The following is a 15,115-nucleotide window of genomic DNA, read 5'->3' on the forward strand; positions in this document are numbered from 1 at the left end:
ATGCGCGGCATGCTGAGCAATGAGATTCGCGGCCGAGTGAACAGCGAGATACACGGCAGCTACAGCGCTGCAACGGGCAGCGGACTGAGCCGTGGGAGATGTGGCGTGGTAAGCGAGTCTCATGGCCATCAACCCGCAACGTAGGCCGTTTTCACGGCCGTGCAGAACGCTGAATCAGTTGCGCCGTAGGCCGATGCCTTGCGGCCGCCACCAGGCGCGCAATGCTCGACGGTGGTCGTCGGCAGATTGATCGTGACGAGGCCGCATTGCGCGTGGCGGCGGAAATGCCGCGCGCGACTCAAGGAGCGCGTGCAGATGCCGGCGCATAGACCGTAAGCGGAGTCGTTCGCGAGATGCAGTGCGTGGTCGTAGTCGTCGGCTTTCAGCACGACGGCGAGCGGACCGAAGATCTCTTCCCGTGCGATGCGGTGTTCGGGTTCGCCGATAAACAAAGCCGGTTCGAAAAAGTAGCCACGTGTCGCGCGCTCGAGCTGTCGGCCGCCGTGCAGCAGTTGCGCGCCTTCCTCCTGACCAACTCGCACGTAGTCGAGGTTGCGCTCCAATTGCGCGGCGTTGGCGACCGGACCCACATCCGTGCCGTGCTTCAGTGCGTGATCGACGTTGAGCCTGGCGAGCTTCGTCCGCAATGCGTCGACGAACGGCTCGAACACTGCACGTTCGACGATCAACCTCGACGCAGCCGTACTGCATTGGCCGGTGGAACCATACGCGCCGCTGAGGGCTGCATCGACAGCGCTGTCGAGGTCGGCATCACCCAGCACCACGAAGGGATTCTTGCCGCCCATTTCCAGCTGCACACGGGCTTGCCTGGCAGCGGCAACCTGCAGGACACGTGTGCCGGTTTCTGCCGACCCGGTGAAGCTGATCGCCGCCACCAACGGATGCGAGGCGATCCGCGCGCCGACCTGCCGGCCGCTGCCCATCACAAGATTGAATACACCGGCCGGCAAACCTGCGCGGCTGACAATCGATGCCAGCGCCGCCGCGCAACCTGCTGCCGATTCGGCCGGTTTGAAGACCACGCAATTGCCGTGGGCGAGGGCAGCGCCGATCTTGGCGGCGGCAATCACCAGCGGCGCGCTCCAAGGCGCGATGATGCCGATGACGCCGAGCGGTTCACGCGTCACATCGATCTCGACGCCGGCGCGCGCCGATGCTACAGGTTCGGCAAACACGCGGAGCGCCTCAGCAGCGAACAATTTGAAAATCTGTCCGGCGCGCGTAGCTTCGGTCAAGGCCTCGGACAACGGCTTGCCGACTTCGCGCGCGAGCAGCCGGCCCAGTTCGTCACGTCGCGCCAGCATCTCGCTGCCGATCGCATCGAGCGCATCCGCGCGGCGCTGCGCCGAACCCAGCGACCATTCGCGGAACGCCGCGCTGGCCGCTTCGATGGCCATGTCGGTTTGCCTCGCATCGGCGCGCACGTAGTCGCCGACGGGTTCATCCAGATCCGACGGATTGAGCGACACGCCGGTGGTCGCGCCCGTCTCCCATCCGCCATTGATGTAATGGCGAAACGGACTGGCAACGAGCGGGACGAGCGGATCACGATTCATCGACGGGAGGGCGCCACATGGGGAAGCTCAGAAAGTCCACGAATGGTATGAGCCGCCCCAATAACTTTCCAATCCCTTTTTCGGCCATCCCGATATCAATTTCGATATGGCATGATGGAGACTCAACGACGGCAAATCGTCCGATAGACGGCATCGAACCGCATAGGGAGACAGGCCATGACGCGTAGCTACTCGAACTGGTTCGTGCGGGCGCGGCTTAAAACACGACAGTTGCTGCTGCTTGCGGCAATGGAAGAGGAGGGCAACGTCCGGCGCGCCGCCGACGTGCTCGGCATGACCCAGCCCGCCGCGTCGCGGCTTCTGAAAGAGCTGGAGGACATGCTGGAGGTGAGTCTGTTCGACCGCACACCGCACGGCATGCACGCCACGCTGTACGGCGAAGTGATGATCCGTCACGCGCGCATGGTGCTCTCGAATCTCAGCCACGCACACGATGAAATCTCGGCCCTGCGCGCCGGTCTGGCCGGCCAGGTGCGGATCGGCGTGATCGCCGCGGCGGCTGCGACGATGGTGCCGCGCGCCATCGCCAGCGTGAAGGAACGCTATCCGCAGTTGCAAATCTGGGTGGAGGTGGAAACGTCGGATGTGATGCTGCCGAAGCTCGCCGAAGGCGAACTGGACATCATGATCGGCCGGGTACTGGAGCGGCAGAACCAGTTCAAGGCGGAAGTCCGCTACGAACCGCTCGCCGACGAGCCGCTCTGCGTGGTGGCGCGTCCCGGCCATCCTCTCGAAAATGAAACAGGTTTGACACTGCGTGGAATCGTCAACGCGAGTTGGGTTTTGCACCCGCCGGGCAGCGTTTTGCGTCACCGCTTTGATCTGATGTTTTCGCAGATCGGACTGAATCCACCCCAAAACGTCGTCAATACCAACAATTTTTTGGCGATTTCGAGCTTATTACTTCAAAGCGACATGTTGGCGGTTTTACCTGACGAAGTGGCGCGTCAGTACCAACAGTACGGTGTTCTCAAGCAGGTACCGATCGATTTACCGTGCAGAATGGATACATTCGGTATCATCACGCGCCAGTCGCATCTGCTTTCGCCAGCGGCCTCCGTCGTGCTCGAAGCCTTACGGGCAGCCGCTGCCGAGGTGTATGGCACGGCTTTCGAGCCAACAGTGGCGCGATAAATGCTTCTCCCGTTGCGATAGTCGCAATAGCAGCCGGTTTTTTCGGCCCGGGAGGAACACGCGATGTACAACAAACACGGAAAACGGCAACGCGCCGTCGACGATTCTTTTTCTGTTCGCTCCGGCTCCGGTGGAGTGAGCGCCTGGTTTAGTAACGGCATGGCTCTCAAATCGACGATTTACAAGGCGGAACTGCAGATCGCCAACATGGACCGGCACTATTACGCCGACCATTCCCTGACGATCGCCCGCCACCCCTCGGAAACCGACGAACGGATGATGGTCCGCGTCGCCGCGTTCGCGCTGTTCGCGCAGGAACGCCTCGAATTCTGCAAAGGTTTGTCGGATGTCGACGAGCCGGATCTGTGGCAGAAGGACCTCACCGGCGCGATCGAAACCTGGATCGAAGTCGGCCAGCCCGACGAACGGCGCATTGCCAAGGCGAGCGGCCGCTCGAACGAAGTGATCGTGATCGCTTATGGCGGCCGCACGTCGGATATCTGGTGGCAAGGCGTGCGCAGCAAGGTCGAACGCATGCGCAACGTGACGGTGTGGACGCTCGGCGAAGACGTCGCCGCCGCGCTTGGCTCGCTGGCTGAACGGACCATGCGTCTGCAATGCACCGTGCAGGACGGCGAAGCATGGCTCGGCAGCGCTGATGCCGATGCGGTGAAGATCGAGTGGACGGTGTTGAAGGCGCCCGCCAACGCCTGGTAGGCTGACAGACTCATGGCCTTCTAACGGCCTTGGCAGCGCGCCCGCTACAGCGACGTCACACGCGCCGCTTCGGGTGGCCCCTTGAGCTCGACCATGTTCCCTTCCGGGTCGAACAGATACAGCGACTGCCCAAACCCATCCGCGCCATAGCGCAAAGCCGCCTCGCCAGGCCGCGCGCCGTGTTCGGCCAGATGCGCCTTGAGCGCCTCGGCGTCGAACGGCTCGACTCGCAAACACACGTGATCCATGTTCCGCCCCGCGCCCGGCACGCCGTTTTCGGGGTGATCGAGCTTCGCGCCGACCTTTAACAGGTCGATCAGCGAGCGCCCCGCGCGCAACTGCGTCAGGCCCAGATCGGGCTGCTCCTTCTCGACGCTGCAACCGAGCACCTCGCAGTAAAAGCGCGTCATCTCCGGAACGTTCGACGCCCGAATGACAATGTGATCGATCTCGCGAATGTGGATTTTCATATCGAACGCCCCTTGCGTGGCCCGCAGAACGGATGAACAGCCACCAGTGTAGGAGAAAGGACGGCGCCGCGAGAGTGGGCGATGAACCTGCCACGAGGGGCAGATCGGAAATGTTCAGACGAAAAAAAGCCCGCTCTATGTGGAGCGGGCTGAATCCATATCAGGAGGAGACATGGAGGAGACAAGTACTAATATACACATGGGGTTGATGCGACGCAATAACTTTTTAAGGGAAAACCCGATATCGGGCCAAATTGTCGCAGTTTGAGGCGAAACGGGCGCCCGGCGGGGCTTCCGGCCCTACGAGGAAGCGCAATGACAGAGCAAGAACCGGGGCGTAGTGTTTCAGCATGCGGCCTACATTGGTGAGCATCGACACCGACTTTCCGGGACCATCATGAACCGCACCGACACTACCGAGATCAGCAACGAAGCCGCCACCAGCACGCCGCGCTGGACCACCGACGCCGAACGTTGGGAGGCCGTCACCCGCCGCGACCCGCAGGCCGACGGCGCGTTCTTCTTCGCCGTCAAAACGACGGGCGTGTTCTGCCGCCCGTCATGCGCGTCGCGCCAGCCGCGTCGCGAAAACGTCGCGTTCTTCACGGACGCCAACGCCGCTCGCGCCGCGGGCTATCGCGATTGCAAGCGTTGCCAGCCCGGCGGCCTGCCGCGCGAACTTGAGATCGTCAATCGCGCCTGCGCCGCGCTGGATGCCGATCCGCAGCAACGCCTCACGCTCGCGCAATTGAGCGACGCGGTGCACGTCAGCCCGTTCCACTTGCAGCGTCTGTTCAAGCGCGTGGTGGGTGTCTCGCCGCGTCAGTATCAGGCCGCGCAGCGCGGCGCCGCGTTGCGCGATGCGCTGCAGAGCGGGTCGGACGTGACGCGCGCCACGCTCGACGCCGGCTTCGGCTCGCCATCGCGGATGTACGACAGCGCTTCAGCCGAATTGGGCATGGCGCCCTCCGCGTTTCGCCGCAAAGGCGCCGGGCTCACCGTACGCTACGCGAGCGCGTCGACCTCGCTCGGTTTCGTGCTGATTGCGGCAACCGACAAAGGCATCTGCAAAATCGGTTTCGGCGACGATGCGGCGATACTCGTCGACGATCTGCGCGGCGAGTTCGCCAACGCCGAACTGGTCGAAGACGCAACGCGGCTTGCACCGTTCATCGCCCAGATCGACGCGTATCTGCGCGGCACCCGCCAGGACTTCGATCTGCCGCTGGATATCGCCGCCACCGCGTTCCGGCAACGTGTATGGGACGCGCTGCGGCGCATTCCCTACGGTGAGACGCGCAGCTATTCGCAGATCGCGGAAGCGGTCGGCTCACCGCGCGCTGTGCGCGCGGTGGCGAGCGCGTGCGCGACGAATCCGGTCGCGCTGGCGATTCCGTGTCACCGGGTCGTGCAGAAGGGCGGGGCGCTGGCGGGATACCGCTGGGGCCTGCCGCGCAAGGCCGCACTGCTCGATAACGAAGCCCAGCACGCAGGCGACGTTTCGCGCGACGAACCCAAGCGCCGCGAGCACGCGGCCATCGCAACCACCACCAACCTGGACCATGCCGCGTGAGCACGCTTGACGACGTCGCAACACTCGAACTGCCCTTCAAACCACCCTTCGACTGGCCGCGCCTGCTGCGCTTTTTCGGCGGGCGCGCGACGCCCGGCGTCGAAGCCGTCGAAGATGGCGCCTATCGCCGCGCGATCGATTGGGCCGGCGACAGCGGCACGCTGACCGTACGCCTGCATCCGCGCAAGCGCTGCATCGTCGCGAACATCGACGGCCCTGCGAGCCGTCACGCCGACGCGCTCGCCGCGCCGATCGCGAGGATGTTCGACCTGCACGCCGATCCGAAGAAGATCGGCAACGAACTGGCTGCCGACCCATGGCTTGCGCCATTGATCGAAGCCGTGCCGGGTCTGCGCGTACCGGGCGCGTGGTCGGGCTTCGAGCTGGTGGTGCGCGCGATCGTCGGGCAGCAGGTCAGCGTGAAGGCGGCGACCACCATCATCGGACGATTGGTGCAGCGTGCCGGCGAGCGCATCGAAGGTCATCCGCATGAGAACACCGCGTGGCGCTTTCCGACGCCCGCCGCGCTCGCGGCCGTAGATCTGGAAAAGATCGGCATGCCGGGTAAACGCGTAGCGGCGTTGCAGGGCTTCGCGCAGGCAGTTGCTTCAGGCGACGTGCCGCTCGACAGCAACGTCGCCGATGCCGACAGCCTGCGCGCAGCGTTGCTCGCACTGCCCGGCATCGGGCCATGGACCGTCGAGTATGTGGCGATGCGTGCATGGCGTGATGCCGACGCGTGGCCCGCATGGGACCTCGTGCTGATGCAGTCAATCTGCGCGCGCGATCCGTCGCTCGTGCGGCCCACGCAGCAACGCACTCGCACCGACACATGGCGGCCATGGCGCGCGTACGCCGCAATGCATCTATGGAACGAGGTGGCGGATCGGGCCGGCGCCGCGCGCGGCGGCTGAGGTGGTGTAGCGGTCGGGGGAGGGCAGCACGGAACTGGCGGACCGTGGGCGTGGGCACGCGGCTAGCGTGGCGGCTGCACTCGGGACGCTAAGCGAATCGCGCGTCGAGCGCGCGAAGGGTAGCGTAAGGCGCAGGGCAGCTACTTTCGTGCTGAATCGTGCTGAAATCAGGCCAGCTTGTGTCGTCGGAAGGCCGTCCGGAGCGGCCTCAAGCAGCCGTCGTGGCGAGATGTTAAAGTGCCCGCTACCCGAAAATTCCGCCGAACGTTGTCAACCGCGCAGTGCTGCACCTAAGCAGTGAAGCGGCACATGGCGGCCGACAACGCCCGACTCGCATCAATGCCAAACACGACACCTTCCCGCACGAACGACACGTTCTCGCACCGCTTGTCCGTGCTCACCACAGGCCCGCAGCGCGACGCGCTGATACGCGGCCTGCGCGGCATCGAAAAGGAAAGCCTGCGCGTGACGCACGACGGCAAGCTCGCCATGACGCCGCACTCGCGCGCGCTCGGCTCGGCGCTCACGCATCCGTCGCTCACCACCGACTATTCCGAAGCGTTGCTCGAACTGATCACACCGGCTGAACACGATGTGGCGATCACGCTTGAGAAACTCGATACGCTGCATCGTTTCGTCTACGCCGAACTCGGCGACGAGATCCTGTGGAACAACTCGATGCCGGGCCTGCTGCCTGAAACGGACGAAGGCATTCCGATCGCGCATTACGGCACGTCGAATATCGGCAAACTGAAGTACGTGTACCGCATTGGCCTCGCGCTCCGTTACGGCCGCACGATGCAGTGCATTGCGGGCATCCACTACAACTATTCGCTGAACGAAGAAGTGTGGCGGGTATTGCATGCCGACCAGCAATCCACGGCAAACGCCGTCGATTTCCAGTCCGACCGTTACCTCGCGCTGATCCGCAATTTCCGCCGCACCAACTGGCTGTTGATGTATCTGTTCGGCGCATCGCCGGCACTGGATCGCCGCTTCCTGCGCGATCGCCAGCACACGCTCGAAACTTTCGACGCCGACACGCTGTATCGCCCCTATGCGACCAGTTTGCGCATGAGCGACCTCGGCTACTCGAACACCACAGCGCAAGCCGCGCTCCAGGCCGACTACAACACCTTGCCGGGCTACCTCGACGCACTCGCGAAGGCCGTGAGCCAGCCGTATCCCGCGTATGAAGCGATCGGCACGCAACGCGACGGCGAGTGGGTGCAAATCAACACGAACGTACTGCAGATCGAAAACGAGTTCTATTCGACGATCCGTCCGAAGCGCGTCACGCATCCCGGCGAGCGTCCGCTGCACGCGCTGGCTGCGCGCGGCGTGCAATACGTCGAAGTGCGCTGCATGGACATCGACCCATTTGAGCCGACCGGCATTTCGCTGGAGACGTCGCGTTTTCTGGACGCCTACCTGCTGGTCTGCGCACTCGACGACAGCGCAACGCTGCCACCGGACGCGTACGCAGAGGCGAATCAGAACTTCGGCCGCGTAACGATGGAAGGCCGCAAACCGGGCCTCGAACTGACGCGCAACGGCAACCCGATCGCGATGACGGACTGGGCGAACGAACTACTGGTCAAGATCGACTCGGCAGCGGCTACGCTCGACGCACTACACGGCGGTGACTCACACGCACGCGCCGTGGCGGTTCAACGGGCAAAACTGGCGGATGCCTCGCTGACACCGTCCGCACGGGTATTGCAAACGATGCGCGACAAGCAGCAGAGCTTCCTCACCTTTGGCCTCGAGCAAAGCGAAGCGCACGCCGCCTATTTCCGCGCGCGCCCGCTGGATGCCGCACAGACGAAAGAATTCGCCGACCTCGCGACGCAATCGCTTGCAGAGCAGGCCAAGCTTGAACGAGAAGAGGTGGGTTCATTCGACGCATTTGTCGCCGCCTACAGGGCATACACGCTGAACCGGTTTAGCGTCTAAACGACGACGAACGTAGGCAGCGCGCCGGAAAAAGCAGGCTAAGAACTCATGCCGTTCAGTTATCGCTGAACGGCATTTTCATTTGCGAAGCAGGAAGCGGCCATGAAGGGCCGCTTTTTTATTGCGCCCAGGTAACGTCTACGCAAAGCGCCGCCGTCGGCCCAACTGCATCGGCAAATTCTCCGTCCGTTTAACCATTCGCAAAGGCGTATGAAACACTGTGCTGGGGATACGGTCCAACTTAGACGACACGCTCCAGAGAGGGAGGCTTCACCGCGATGAAAAAAGGTCTGTTGGCTGTAGTGTGCGTAGTGGCGGCGGGGTGTTCGACGCAGGGGCAGGTGAACCCGGACGTGATGCAGATCGCGACGACGCCGTTGACGTGTTCGAGCAAGGCCGAGTGTGACATCTGGTGGCAGCGAGCGCAGACGTGGGTAGCGGGCCATTCGACGTACAAGATCGAGTCATCGACTGACACGTTGATCCAGACATCGGGCCCGGACGGCGGCAAGCGCGCGCTGGCGTACCAGATCACACGCACCCCGAACCCGGACGGCACAGCGACGATCGGTTTCGCCGCACATTGCGACGGCTCGATGGGTTGCAAACCAAACCCATGGGAGGCGGGCGCCGACTTCAAGCAATACGTACGAGGCAACACGCCGGGCACACCGCAAAGCGCCACAAAACCATCGCAACCATCACCAACGGCGATGCACCCCGACGCCTCGCAGGGACAATCGGTCCCGGGAACAAGCGGAGAAGCGATAACGCAGTGAGAGAGGAAAACGCGGTGGCGCAATCAGCGAAAAACGAATTCGCGATCCTCTCGAGGATCGCTTCACCAGACACCGCGTGTAGAACGATCTGATCGGCTTTTGCACAAAAAATCAGACACGCGTACCCACTAACGCAAAAGCACGACGAGTGGTTTTAGGAACTACTCTTCGGCGCGCGGAGCGCCGCCGGAAGTATGACTCCCTTGTCACAAGCACGTGCACGGGCACGAACCCAGATTCCAGATGCACCACTACCCGTGGCAGACCACGGTGCCCACTTAGCAGGGGCTTCTAGCCGCTTTCTTTGCTTATCTTTCTTTGCGGCGGCAAAGAAAGTAAGTGCCGCCCCGCACAGGGGCAACGCTAATAGACCACTAACAAAACAAGGAAAGGCACTACCGCCGAAGGCAAAAAAGAACGCTCAATGCCCCATAGAAGGCCCAACCCCCTTCTTCGGCTTAGTAACCCAAACAAGCACAGCCAACACAAGAAACGCCGCACAAGAAATGCGGAAGAAGTCATTAGTGGCCATCATATAGGCCTGCGCAGTAACAACCTGATTCAACTGAGCGGTAAGGCTATCTCCAGAAAGCCCAATACTCCCCAACGCATTGGTATAAGCATTGGTATTAGCCGAATAGACGTTCACAGAATCAGTCAACATCGCATGATGATAAATAGTGTCATTCTCCCAGTACGTCGTACTGATGGCCGTCCCAATCGCCCCAGACAAAGTCCGAAAGAAGTTGGACAGCCCTGAAGCACTAGCAAGCCGCTCATCCGACACGCTGGACAGCGTAATAGTAGTCATCGGCACAAAGAAACAGGCAACGCCAATCCCCTGCACCAACCGCGGCCAGATCACATGATTGAACGGCACGTCGAGCGTAAAAGTCGAATTCCAGAACGACACAAACGCAAACACGATGAACGCAAAACTCGCGACCACCCGCAGATTCAGCCGATGCATGTTCTTGCCGATCATCGGCGACAAAAACAGCGCGAGAATGCCGACCGGCGCCGTCGCCAAACCGGCAAGCCCGGCGGTATACCCCATCACCGTCTGCAGCCAGAGCGGGAAAATCACCACTGACCCGAAGAACGCCATAAACCCGAATGAAATGATCACCACGCCGAGCGCAAAGTTGCGATCCTTGAACAGCGAAAGATCGACAACGGGTTCCTTGTCCGTCATCTCCCACACCAGCAGGAACGCAATCGACACCACCGCGATAATGGCCAGCGTGATGATGAACGTCGAGTTGAACCAGTCGCGATCCTTACCGAGGTCGAGCACCATCTGCAGGCACGACACGCCGATCACCAGCAACGCGAGACCGACCGCATCGATACGCTGTTTGGTGACCTTGGTTTCGCGGCCACGTAGCAACAGGAACGCGCACACCGCCGAGAACAACCCGATCGGCACATTGATGTAGAAGATCCACGGCCACGTGTAGTTGTCGGTGATATAGCCGCCCATCACCGGACCGAAAATCGGCGCGCAAATCACCGTCATCGCCCAAAGGCCGAGCGCGAGCCCGCGCTTTTCCGGTGGGTACGAGCGCATCAGAATCGTCTGCGAAAGCGGGACCATCGGCCCCGAGACCAGCCCTTGCACGAGCCGGAACGCGATCAGCGACTCGAAGTTGTGCGCGAAGCCGCACAGCGCCGAGGCGATCGTGAAAAGCAGAACGGACAGCGTGAACAACCGCACTTCGCCGACGCGCCGCGCCAGCCACCCGGTCAACGGCACGGCGATCGCCGAGGCCACGGAATACGACGAGATGACCCAGGTGCCCTGACTGGTCGCTACGCCGAGGCTACCGGAGATAGTCGGTACGGCGACGTTCGCGATCGAGGTGTCGAGCACCTCCATGAACGTGCCGAGCGCAAGGCCAACGGTGAGCAAGGCCAGCGCCCCGCCTTTGAGCGGAGTGGGTTCGGCGGCGGGTAGGGCGTCGGCGGAAGCCGTGGCAGCCATGTGTGTTTCTCCTCAGCCGGGAAAGCTTGTCGCGGCAGCTTTATCGCACCCTTCAAGTGGCGCGCATACATGCCGGATCACCCTCTGCCCAGACAGACATTTTCAAACGATGGCGCTTTCAAAAACGCCTCTTGGTTACTGTCCGCCGTGACCTGGCGGAGGCTCTTCGGGTGAGTCTTCCAGCGAGTCCTGCGATGGTCCGACGCCGCAACATGCGCTTCCTCCCGCATCGATCCCATTCGCAATAAAACGGCCGAGCAGGTCGAGCAGGGTGGCGTGGTCGGCGGCGGAAAATCCGCGCAACTGCTCATTCAGCACGGCGGCGCCCAGACTGGGCAATTGCTTCGCCGCTTCGTGGCCCTGCGGCGTCAGCTCGAGCTTGACCATCCGGCGGTCGGCGTCGCTGCGCGTTCGCACGATAAAGCCTTTCTTTTCAAGGCGATCGAGCAGACGCGTCATGGATCCGCTGTCGTATGACATGACGCGCGACAACTCGAACGGCGTGCTCGCGCGGTGCGCGGATAACACCAGAATCACGCCGATTTGCTGGGCGGTCAGTCCTAACGGTTTGACCGCGCGGTCCATCCGCTCGACCAGCACGTTTCGCGCTTTCGTCAGGTAATAGCCAAGACTCGATTCGAGGTGAATCTCGTCCGCGTTGTAAGGGCCGTCGGGCATCGTGTATCCGGGAACATCGTCGAGCAGAACGGATTCTAGCTGCCTAAGCAGACAAGTCAAATTTCATTTCGCGTCGTGCGAACGGCGCAAAAAACAACACCGCAGCCGCGCGCGAGCAAAGTATCTTGAAATTTAATTGCATAGTCAATATTATTGTAGGCAACGAGTTACGCGCGACCCGCGCCACCCGAGACCATGTTCTGACCGATTGTCTGCACGCCGCGATGGCGCCGTGCCAAAAGGATTTCCCTGATGCTGTACCTCAAAAACACCCTTGGCGGCTTGAGCCGCTCCCTGACCGATTCCGCGCTGAGCAGCTTTCAAGGTCCGCATCGCTGGTGGAAACTCGCGTTGTTCGCCGTGCTGTTCGTGCTGCCCGGTGGATCGGTGGGCGTCGCGGTGTTGGCGTGGGTGGAGCATCGGCGAGGGCAGAAGGAGAGCAAGGTCGTCCCGGTGGAGTCGGCGGGGTCCGTCATTGCGACGGGGAGTGTCGTCGCGACCACCGCTGTTGCGGCAAGCCCGCTTGGCCCTTGCCAGGCACGCTCTGGCGCGCCGTGTCGTGCCGCTGCTGGCAAGCAGGCCCGGCAACCCACGTCATCGGATTCGCGCGTTTGATTCTCTAGTCGAGGGACCGGCCTTTGTTGCCTGTGCGGTGTTTTTCCGTCGCCAGCGGCAGCCAGCCCGGTAACAGCACGTAACCATCCCGACACGCTAAGTAACACACCTCCGCCTTCCCCCGCATTACCCTTTCAGTTTCCCGCGCCCAAGCGGTCCCATACGCTAACATTCCGGCAGAGCCATGATCTCGGCCGGCAGTGCCGCCACCGGCCGCACTGCGGCGTCCAGAAGGAATCCATTGCATGCAGTTTGAACGAATCTCGCGCGCGCGGACGCTTGCGCCCCGCGCCCTGACTATCGCGGTTGCCGCGGCCCTCGCCACCGTGCTGGCCGGTTGCGTGGTCGGCCCCGACTACAAACGGCCCGCGGCCGAGATCCCCGCGTCCTACAAGGAAGCCGCGCCAGGCTGGAAAGTCGCTCAGCCGGCCGATCAGCACGACCGCGGCGACTGGTGGACCATCTACCAGGACCCGCAACTCAACACGCTCGAAGACCAGCTGAACGCGTCGAACCAGACCATCGCCCAATTTGCCGCCGCCTATCGCCAGGCACGTGCGCTGGTGGGCGAAGCACGCGCGGCGTATTTCCCGACCATCGGTGCATCGGCAGGCGCCACGCGCTCCGGCAACGGTTCGTCGTCGAGTGGCAATTCGACCGTCTCAAGCCGCTCCAGCGTCAGCAACAGCTTCAACGTGCAACTCGACGCAAGCTGGGAGCCGGACCTGTGGGGCTCGGTCACGCGTTCGGTCAATTCGCAGAAAGCCGGCCAGCAGGGCGCCGCCGCCGATCTGGCGAATGCGCGGCTGTCCGCCCAGGCCACGCTCGCGCAAACCTATTTCTCGCTGCGCGCGCTCGACTCCACCCAGAAGCTGCTCGACGACACCGTCGCGGCCTACCAGCGCTCGCTGCAGCTCACGCAGAACCAGTACGCGGCCGGCGTCGCCGCACGCTCGGATGTGATCCAGGCGCAAACGCAGCTGCAATCGGCACAGGCAGCGGCAATCGACAACGGTGTGCAGCGCGCGCAGGACGAGCACGCGATTGCCGTACTCGTCGGCGAGCCGGCCTCGACCTTCTCGATTCCGCCGATGCCGCTCACCGCCACGCCGCCCGCCGTGCCTGAGCAGATGCCGTCGGCGCTACTCGAGCGGCGCCCGGATATCGCATCGGCCGAGCGCAAGGCAGCGGCGGCGAACGAACAGATCGGCGTCGCGATTGCGGCGTTCTTCCCGACGCTGACGCTGTCGGCCACGGGTGGCTTCGAGAATTCGGTGTTCTCGCAATTGCTGACCGCGCCGTCGCGTTTCTGGACGCTCGGCCCGCAACTCGCCGCCACGATCTTCGACGCCGGCCTGCGTGAAGCAAAGACCGAAGCCGCGCGTGCAGCCTACGACCAGAACGTCGCCGCGTACCGTCAAACGATTCTGACCGCGTTCCAGGACGTCGAAGACAATCTCGCCTCGCAGCGCATCCTCGAACAGGAAATCGTCGTGCAGCAGCAGGCGGTGGATTCAGCGCGTCAGGCGCTGGCCATCGTCACGAACGAATACAAGGCGGGTACGGTCGGCTACGTTAACGTGCTGACCGCGCAGACCACGGCCTTCCTGGCTGAGCAGAAGCTGGAGAACATCGCCGGGCAGCGGATGGTGTCGTCGGTGGGTCTGGTGAAGGCGCTCGGCGGCGGCTGGGACGTGGCGCAAATGAACCGCGAAACGGGCGATATGGCGGCGCCAGCACCGCAGCCTGGGGCGTCGGCGACGCCGGTGGCACAAAGCAGCGCCGCGCCGCAACCGGCGCAGAGCAACTAGGCAAAGAACTCGCCCGGGCAAGGCAAAGCAAAGCAAAAGAGGCATGGCCGCGAAATGCAGCCATGCCTCTTTTTTTTACGACCCGCGGCTCAGCGCCTCAGTGCACGAACGTCAACGCGACCGTATCCGGTCCGCTTGGCCGGCCCAACAGATTCAGCAGTCCCGCGAGGTTGTCGCGTGCTTCCGGGGCGGCGCTGGCTGTCCCACGAAACGATGTCGAGACGGCGGACACCGTGCCATTGCCGGTCAGCATCAGTGGCCCCTTGAGAGTCGTCAGATCCAGCGTGGACGACACACCCTGCGCCTGGAACAGCAACCGGTAAGAACCCAGTGGCTTGACCAGCGAGACGCGCGAACTGACGTCGTTCAGGGTCACGGTCAACTGGCCGAACGCTTCCTGATTGAAGCTGCGCCAATCGGACCACGCGAGGCGCACGTCACCTTGCAGATCGAGCGTATTGAAAGGCGCGCCGAGGCCGCTCAGCAACGAAGCCGGCACCGCCAACGCACCCGGCGTGATGGTCGCGCTGCGCAGGGTCGCATCGACGGTGATCGGGTCGGGCATCGCTTCGCTGTGCCGCATGGTCATCCGCACACGGCCGGTGAAGAGCGGCCAGAACGCCGTGCGCCATTCGATTCGCCCCGGCAGCAGGGTCGCCGCGCTCATGTCGGAACCGGCGGCGAGCATCAGCGTGGCCGAGCCGTGCCACAGTGAGCCGGTCGGATTGACGAGATTGACGTGGCCATGGGTTTGTCTGCCGAACTGCGGCGTGATCCAGGCGGCCGGCAACAACGTGAGCATCACGACTGCGTTCGCCAGCAGCGCGACCGCCAGCCAGGGTAGCGCGACGCGCAGGCGCCGCATCCAGTAAGTCATGCGAAATCC

At 62.9% G+C, this 15,115-nt stretch carries 13 protein-coding genes; 8 read left to right on the forward strand and 5 right to left on the reverse strand.

Translation table 11 applies throughout. The features are described from left to right. Window positions 1-128: 128 nt before the first annotated feature. Window positions 129-1,577 carry an aldehyde dehydrogenase family protein gene (locus tag M0D66_RS20015; protein WP_266211393.1) on the reverse strand — a complete coding sequence of 483 codons (1,449 nt, stop codon included), beginning with the start codon at window positions 1,575-1,577 and terminating at the stop codon, window positions 129-131. 177 nt (window positions 1,578-1,754) lie between these two features. On the opposite strand from M0D66_RS20015, the gene M0D66_RS20020 reads away from it, so the two are divergent. Continuing rightward, window positions 1,755-2,732 (forward strand): LysR family transcriptional regulator, encoded by a 978-nt coding sequence (locus tag M0D66_RS20020; protein WP_093634533.1) that lies wholly within the window; start codon window positions 1,755-1,757, stop codon window positions 2,730-2,732. A gap of 159 nt (window positions 2,733-2,891) precedes the next feature. Next, window positions 2,892-3,449 carry a YaeQ family protein gene (locus M0D66_RS20025; protein WP_054037178.1) on the forward strand — a complete coding sequence of 186 codons (558 nt, stop codon included), beginning with the start codon at window positions 2,892-2,894 and terminating at the stop codon, window positions 3,447-3,449. A 44-nt stretch (window positions 3,450-3,493) separates the two neighbouring features. Here M0D66_RS20025 and M0D66_RS20030 read toward each other — a convergent pair whose 3' ends face one another. Further along, complete coding sequence (locus M0D66_RS20030; protein ID WP_093634532.1) at window positions 3,494-3,919, reverse strand: VOC family protein; 426 nt, start codon at window positions 3,917-3,919, stop codon at window positions 3,494-3,496. Between the two features lie 397 nt (window positions 3,920-4,316). Here M0D66_RS20030 and ada point away from each other — a divergent pair, with 397 nt between their 5' ends. From ada to M0D66_RS20050, 4 genes are all read left to right on the forward strand, one after another. Further along, window positions 4,317-5,492 (forward strand): bifunctional DNA-binding transcriptional regulator/O6-methylguanine-DNA methyltransferase Ada, encoded by a 1,176-nt coding sequence (gene ada / locus M0D66_RS20035; protein WP_266211394.1) that lies wholly within the window; start codon window positions 4,317-4,319, stop codon window positions 5,490-5,492. Next, complete coding sequence (locus M0D66_RS20040) at window positions 5,489-6,406, forward strand: DNA-3-methyladenine glycosylase (protein ID WP_266211395.1); 918 nt, start codon at window positions 5,489-5,491, stop codon at window positions 6,404-6,406. The genes ada and M0D66_RS20040 overlap by 4 nt, the downstream gene beginning before the upstream one ends. Before the next feature lie 339 nt (window positions 6,407-6,745). Beyond that, the gene (gene gshA / locus M0D66_RS20045) at window positions 6,746-8,362 is read left to right on the forward strand and encodes a glutamate--cysteine ligase (protein ID WP_211706306.1); all 1,617 of its coding nucleotides are present in this window, start codon (window positions 6,746-6,748) and stop codon (window positions 8,360-8,362) included. 278 nt (window positions 8,363-8,640) lie between these two features. Continuing rightward, window positions 8,641-9,141: a hypothetical protein gene (locus M0D66_RS20050; RefSeq protein WP_266211396.1), complete on the forward strand. Its 501-nt coding sequence runs from the start codon at window positions 8,641-8,643 to the stop codon at window positions 9,139-9,141. Window positions 9,142-9,562: 421 nt separating this feature from the next. On the opposite strand, the gene M0D66_RS20055 is transcribed toward M0D66_RS20050, so the two are convergent. Both M0D66_RS20055 and M0D66_RS20060 read right to left on the reverse strand, forming a co-directional pair. Then, entirely contained in the window at window positions 9,563-11,125 is a 1,563-nt protein-coding gene (locus M0D66_RS20055; protein ID WP_266211397.1) for a DHA2 family efflux MFS transporter permease subunit, read from the reverse strand. A gap of 135 nt (window positions 11,126-11,260) precedes the next feature. Further along, window positions 11,261-11,803 carry a MarR family winged helix-turn-helix transcriptional regulator gene (locus M0D66_RS20060; protein WP_093634527.1) on the reverse strand — a complete coding sequence of 181 codons (543 nt, stop codon included), beginning with the start codon at window positions 11,801-11,803 and terminating at the stop codon, window positions 11,261-11,263. 252 nt (window positions 11,804-12,055) lie between these two features. On the opposite strand from M0D66_RS20060, the gene M0D66_RS20065 reads away from it, so the two are divergent. Further along, window positions 12,056-12,418, forward strand: a complete 363-nt coding sequence (locus tag M0D66_RS20065) for a hypothetical protein (RefSeq protein ID WP_093634526.1) — start codon at window positions 12,056-12,058, stop codon at window positions 12,416-12,418. Window positions 12,419-12,663: 245 nt separating this feature from the next. Beyond that, on the forward strand, window positions 12,664-14,229 hold the full coding sequence (locus M0D66_RS20070; RefSeq protein WP_266211398.1) for an efflux transporter outer membrane subunit: 1,566 nt from the start codon (window positions 12,664-12,666) through the stop codon (window positions 14,227-14,229). Window positions 14,230-14,326: 97 nt separating this feature from the next. Here M0D66_RS20070 and M0D66_RS20075 read toward each other — a convergent pair whose 3' ends face one another. Then, the gene (locus M0D66_RS20075; RefSeq protein WP_211706300.1) at window positions 14,327-15,106 is read right to left on the reverse strand and encodes a type II secretion system protein N; all 780 of its coding nucleotides are present in this window, start codon (window positions 15,104-15,106) and stop codon (window positions 14,327-14,329) included. Window positions 15,107-15,115 lie beyond the last annotated feature (9 nt).

Source organism: Paraburkholderia sp. SECH2 (assembly GCF_030464795.1).
Lineage (GTDB): Bacteria > Pseudomonadota > Gammaproteobacteria > Burkholderiales > Burkholderiaceae > Paraburkholderia > Paraburkholderia aspalathi.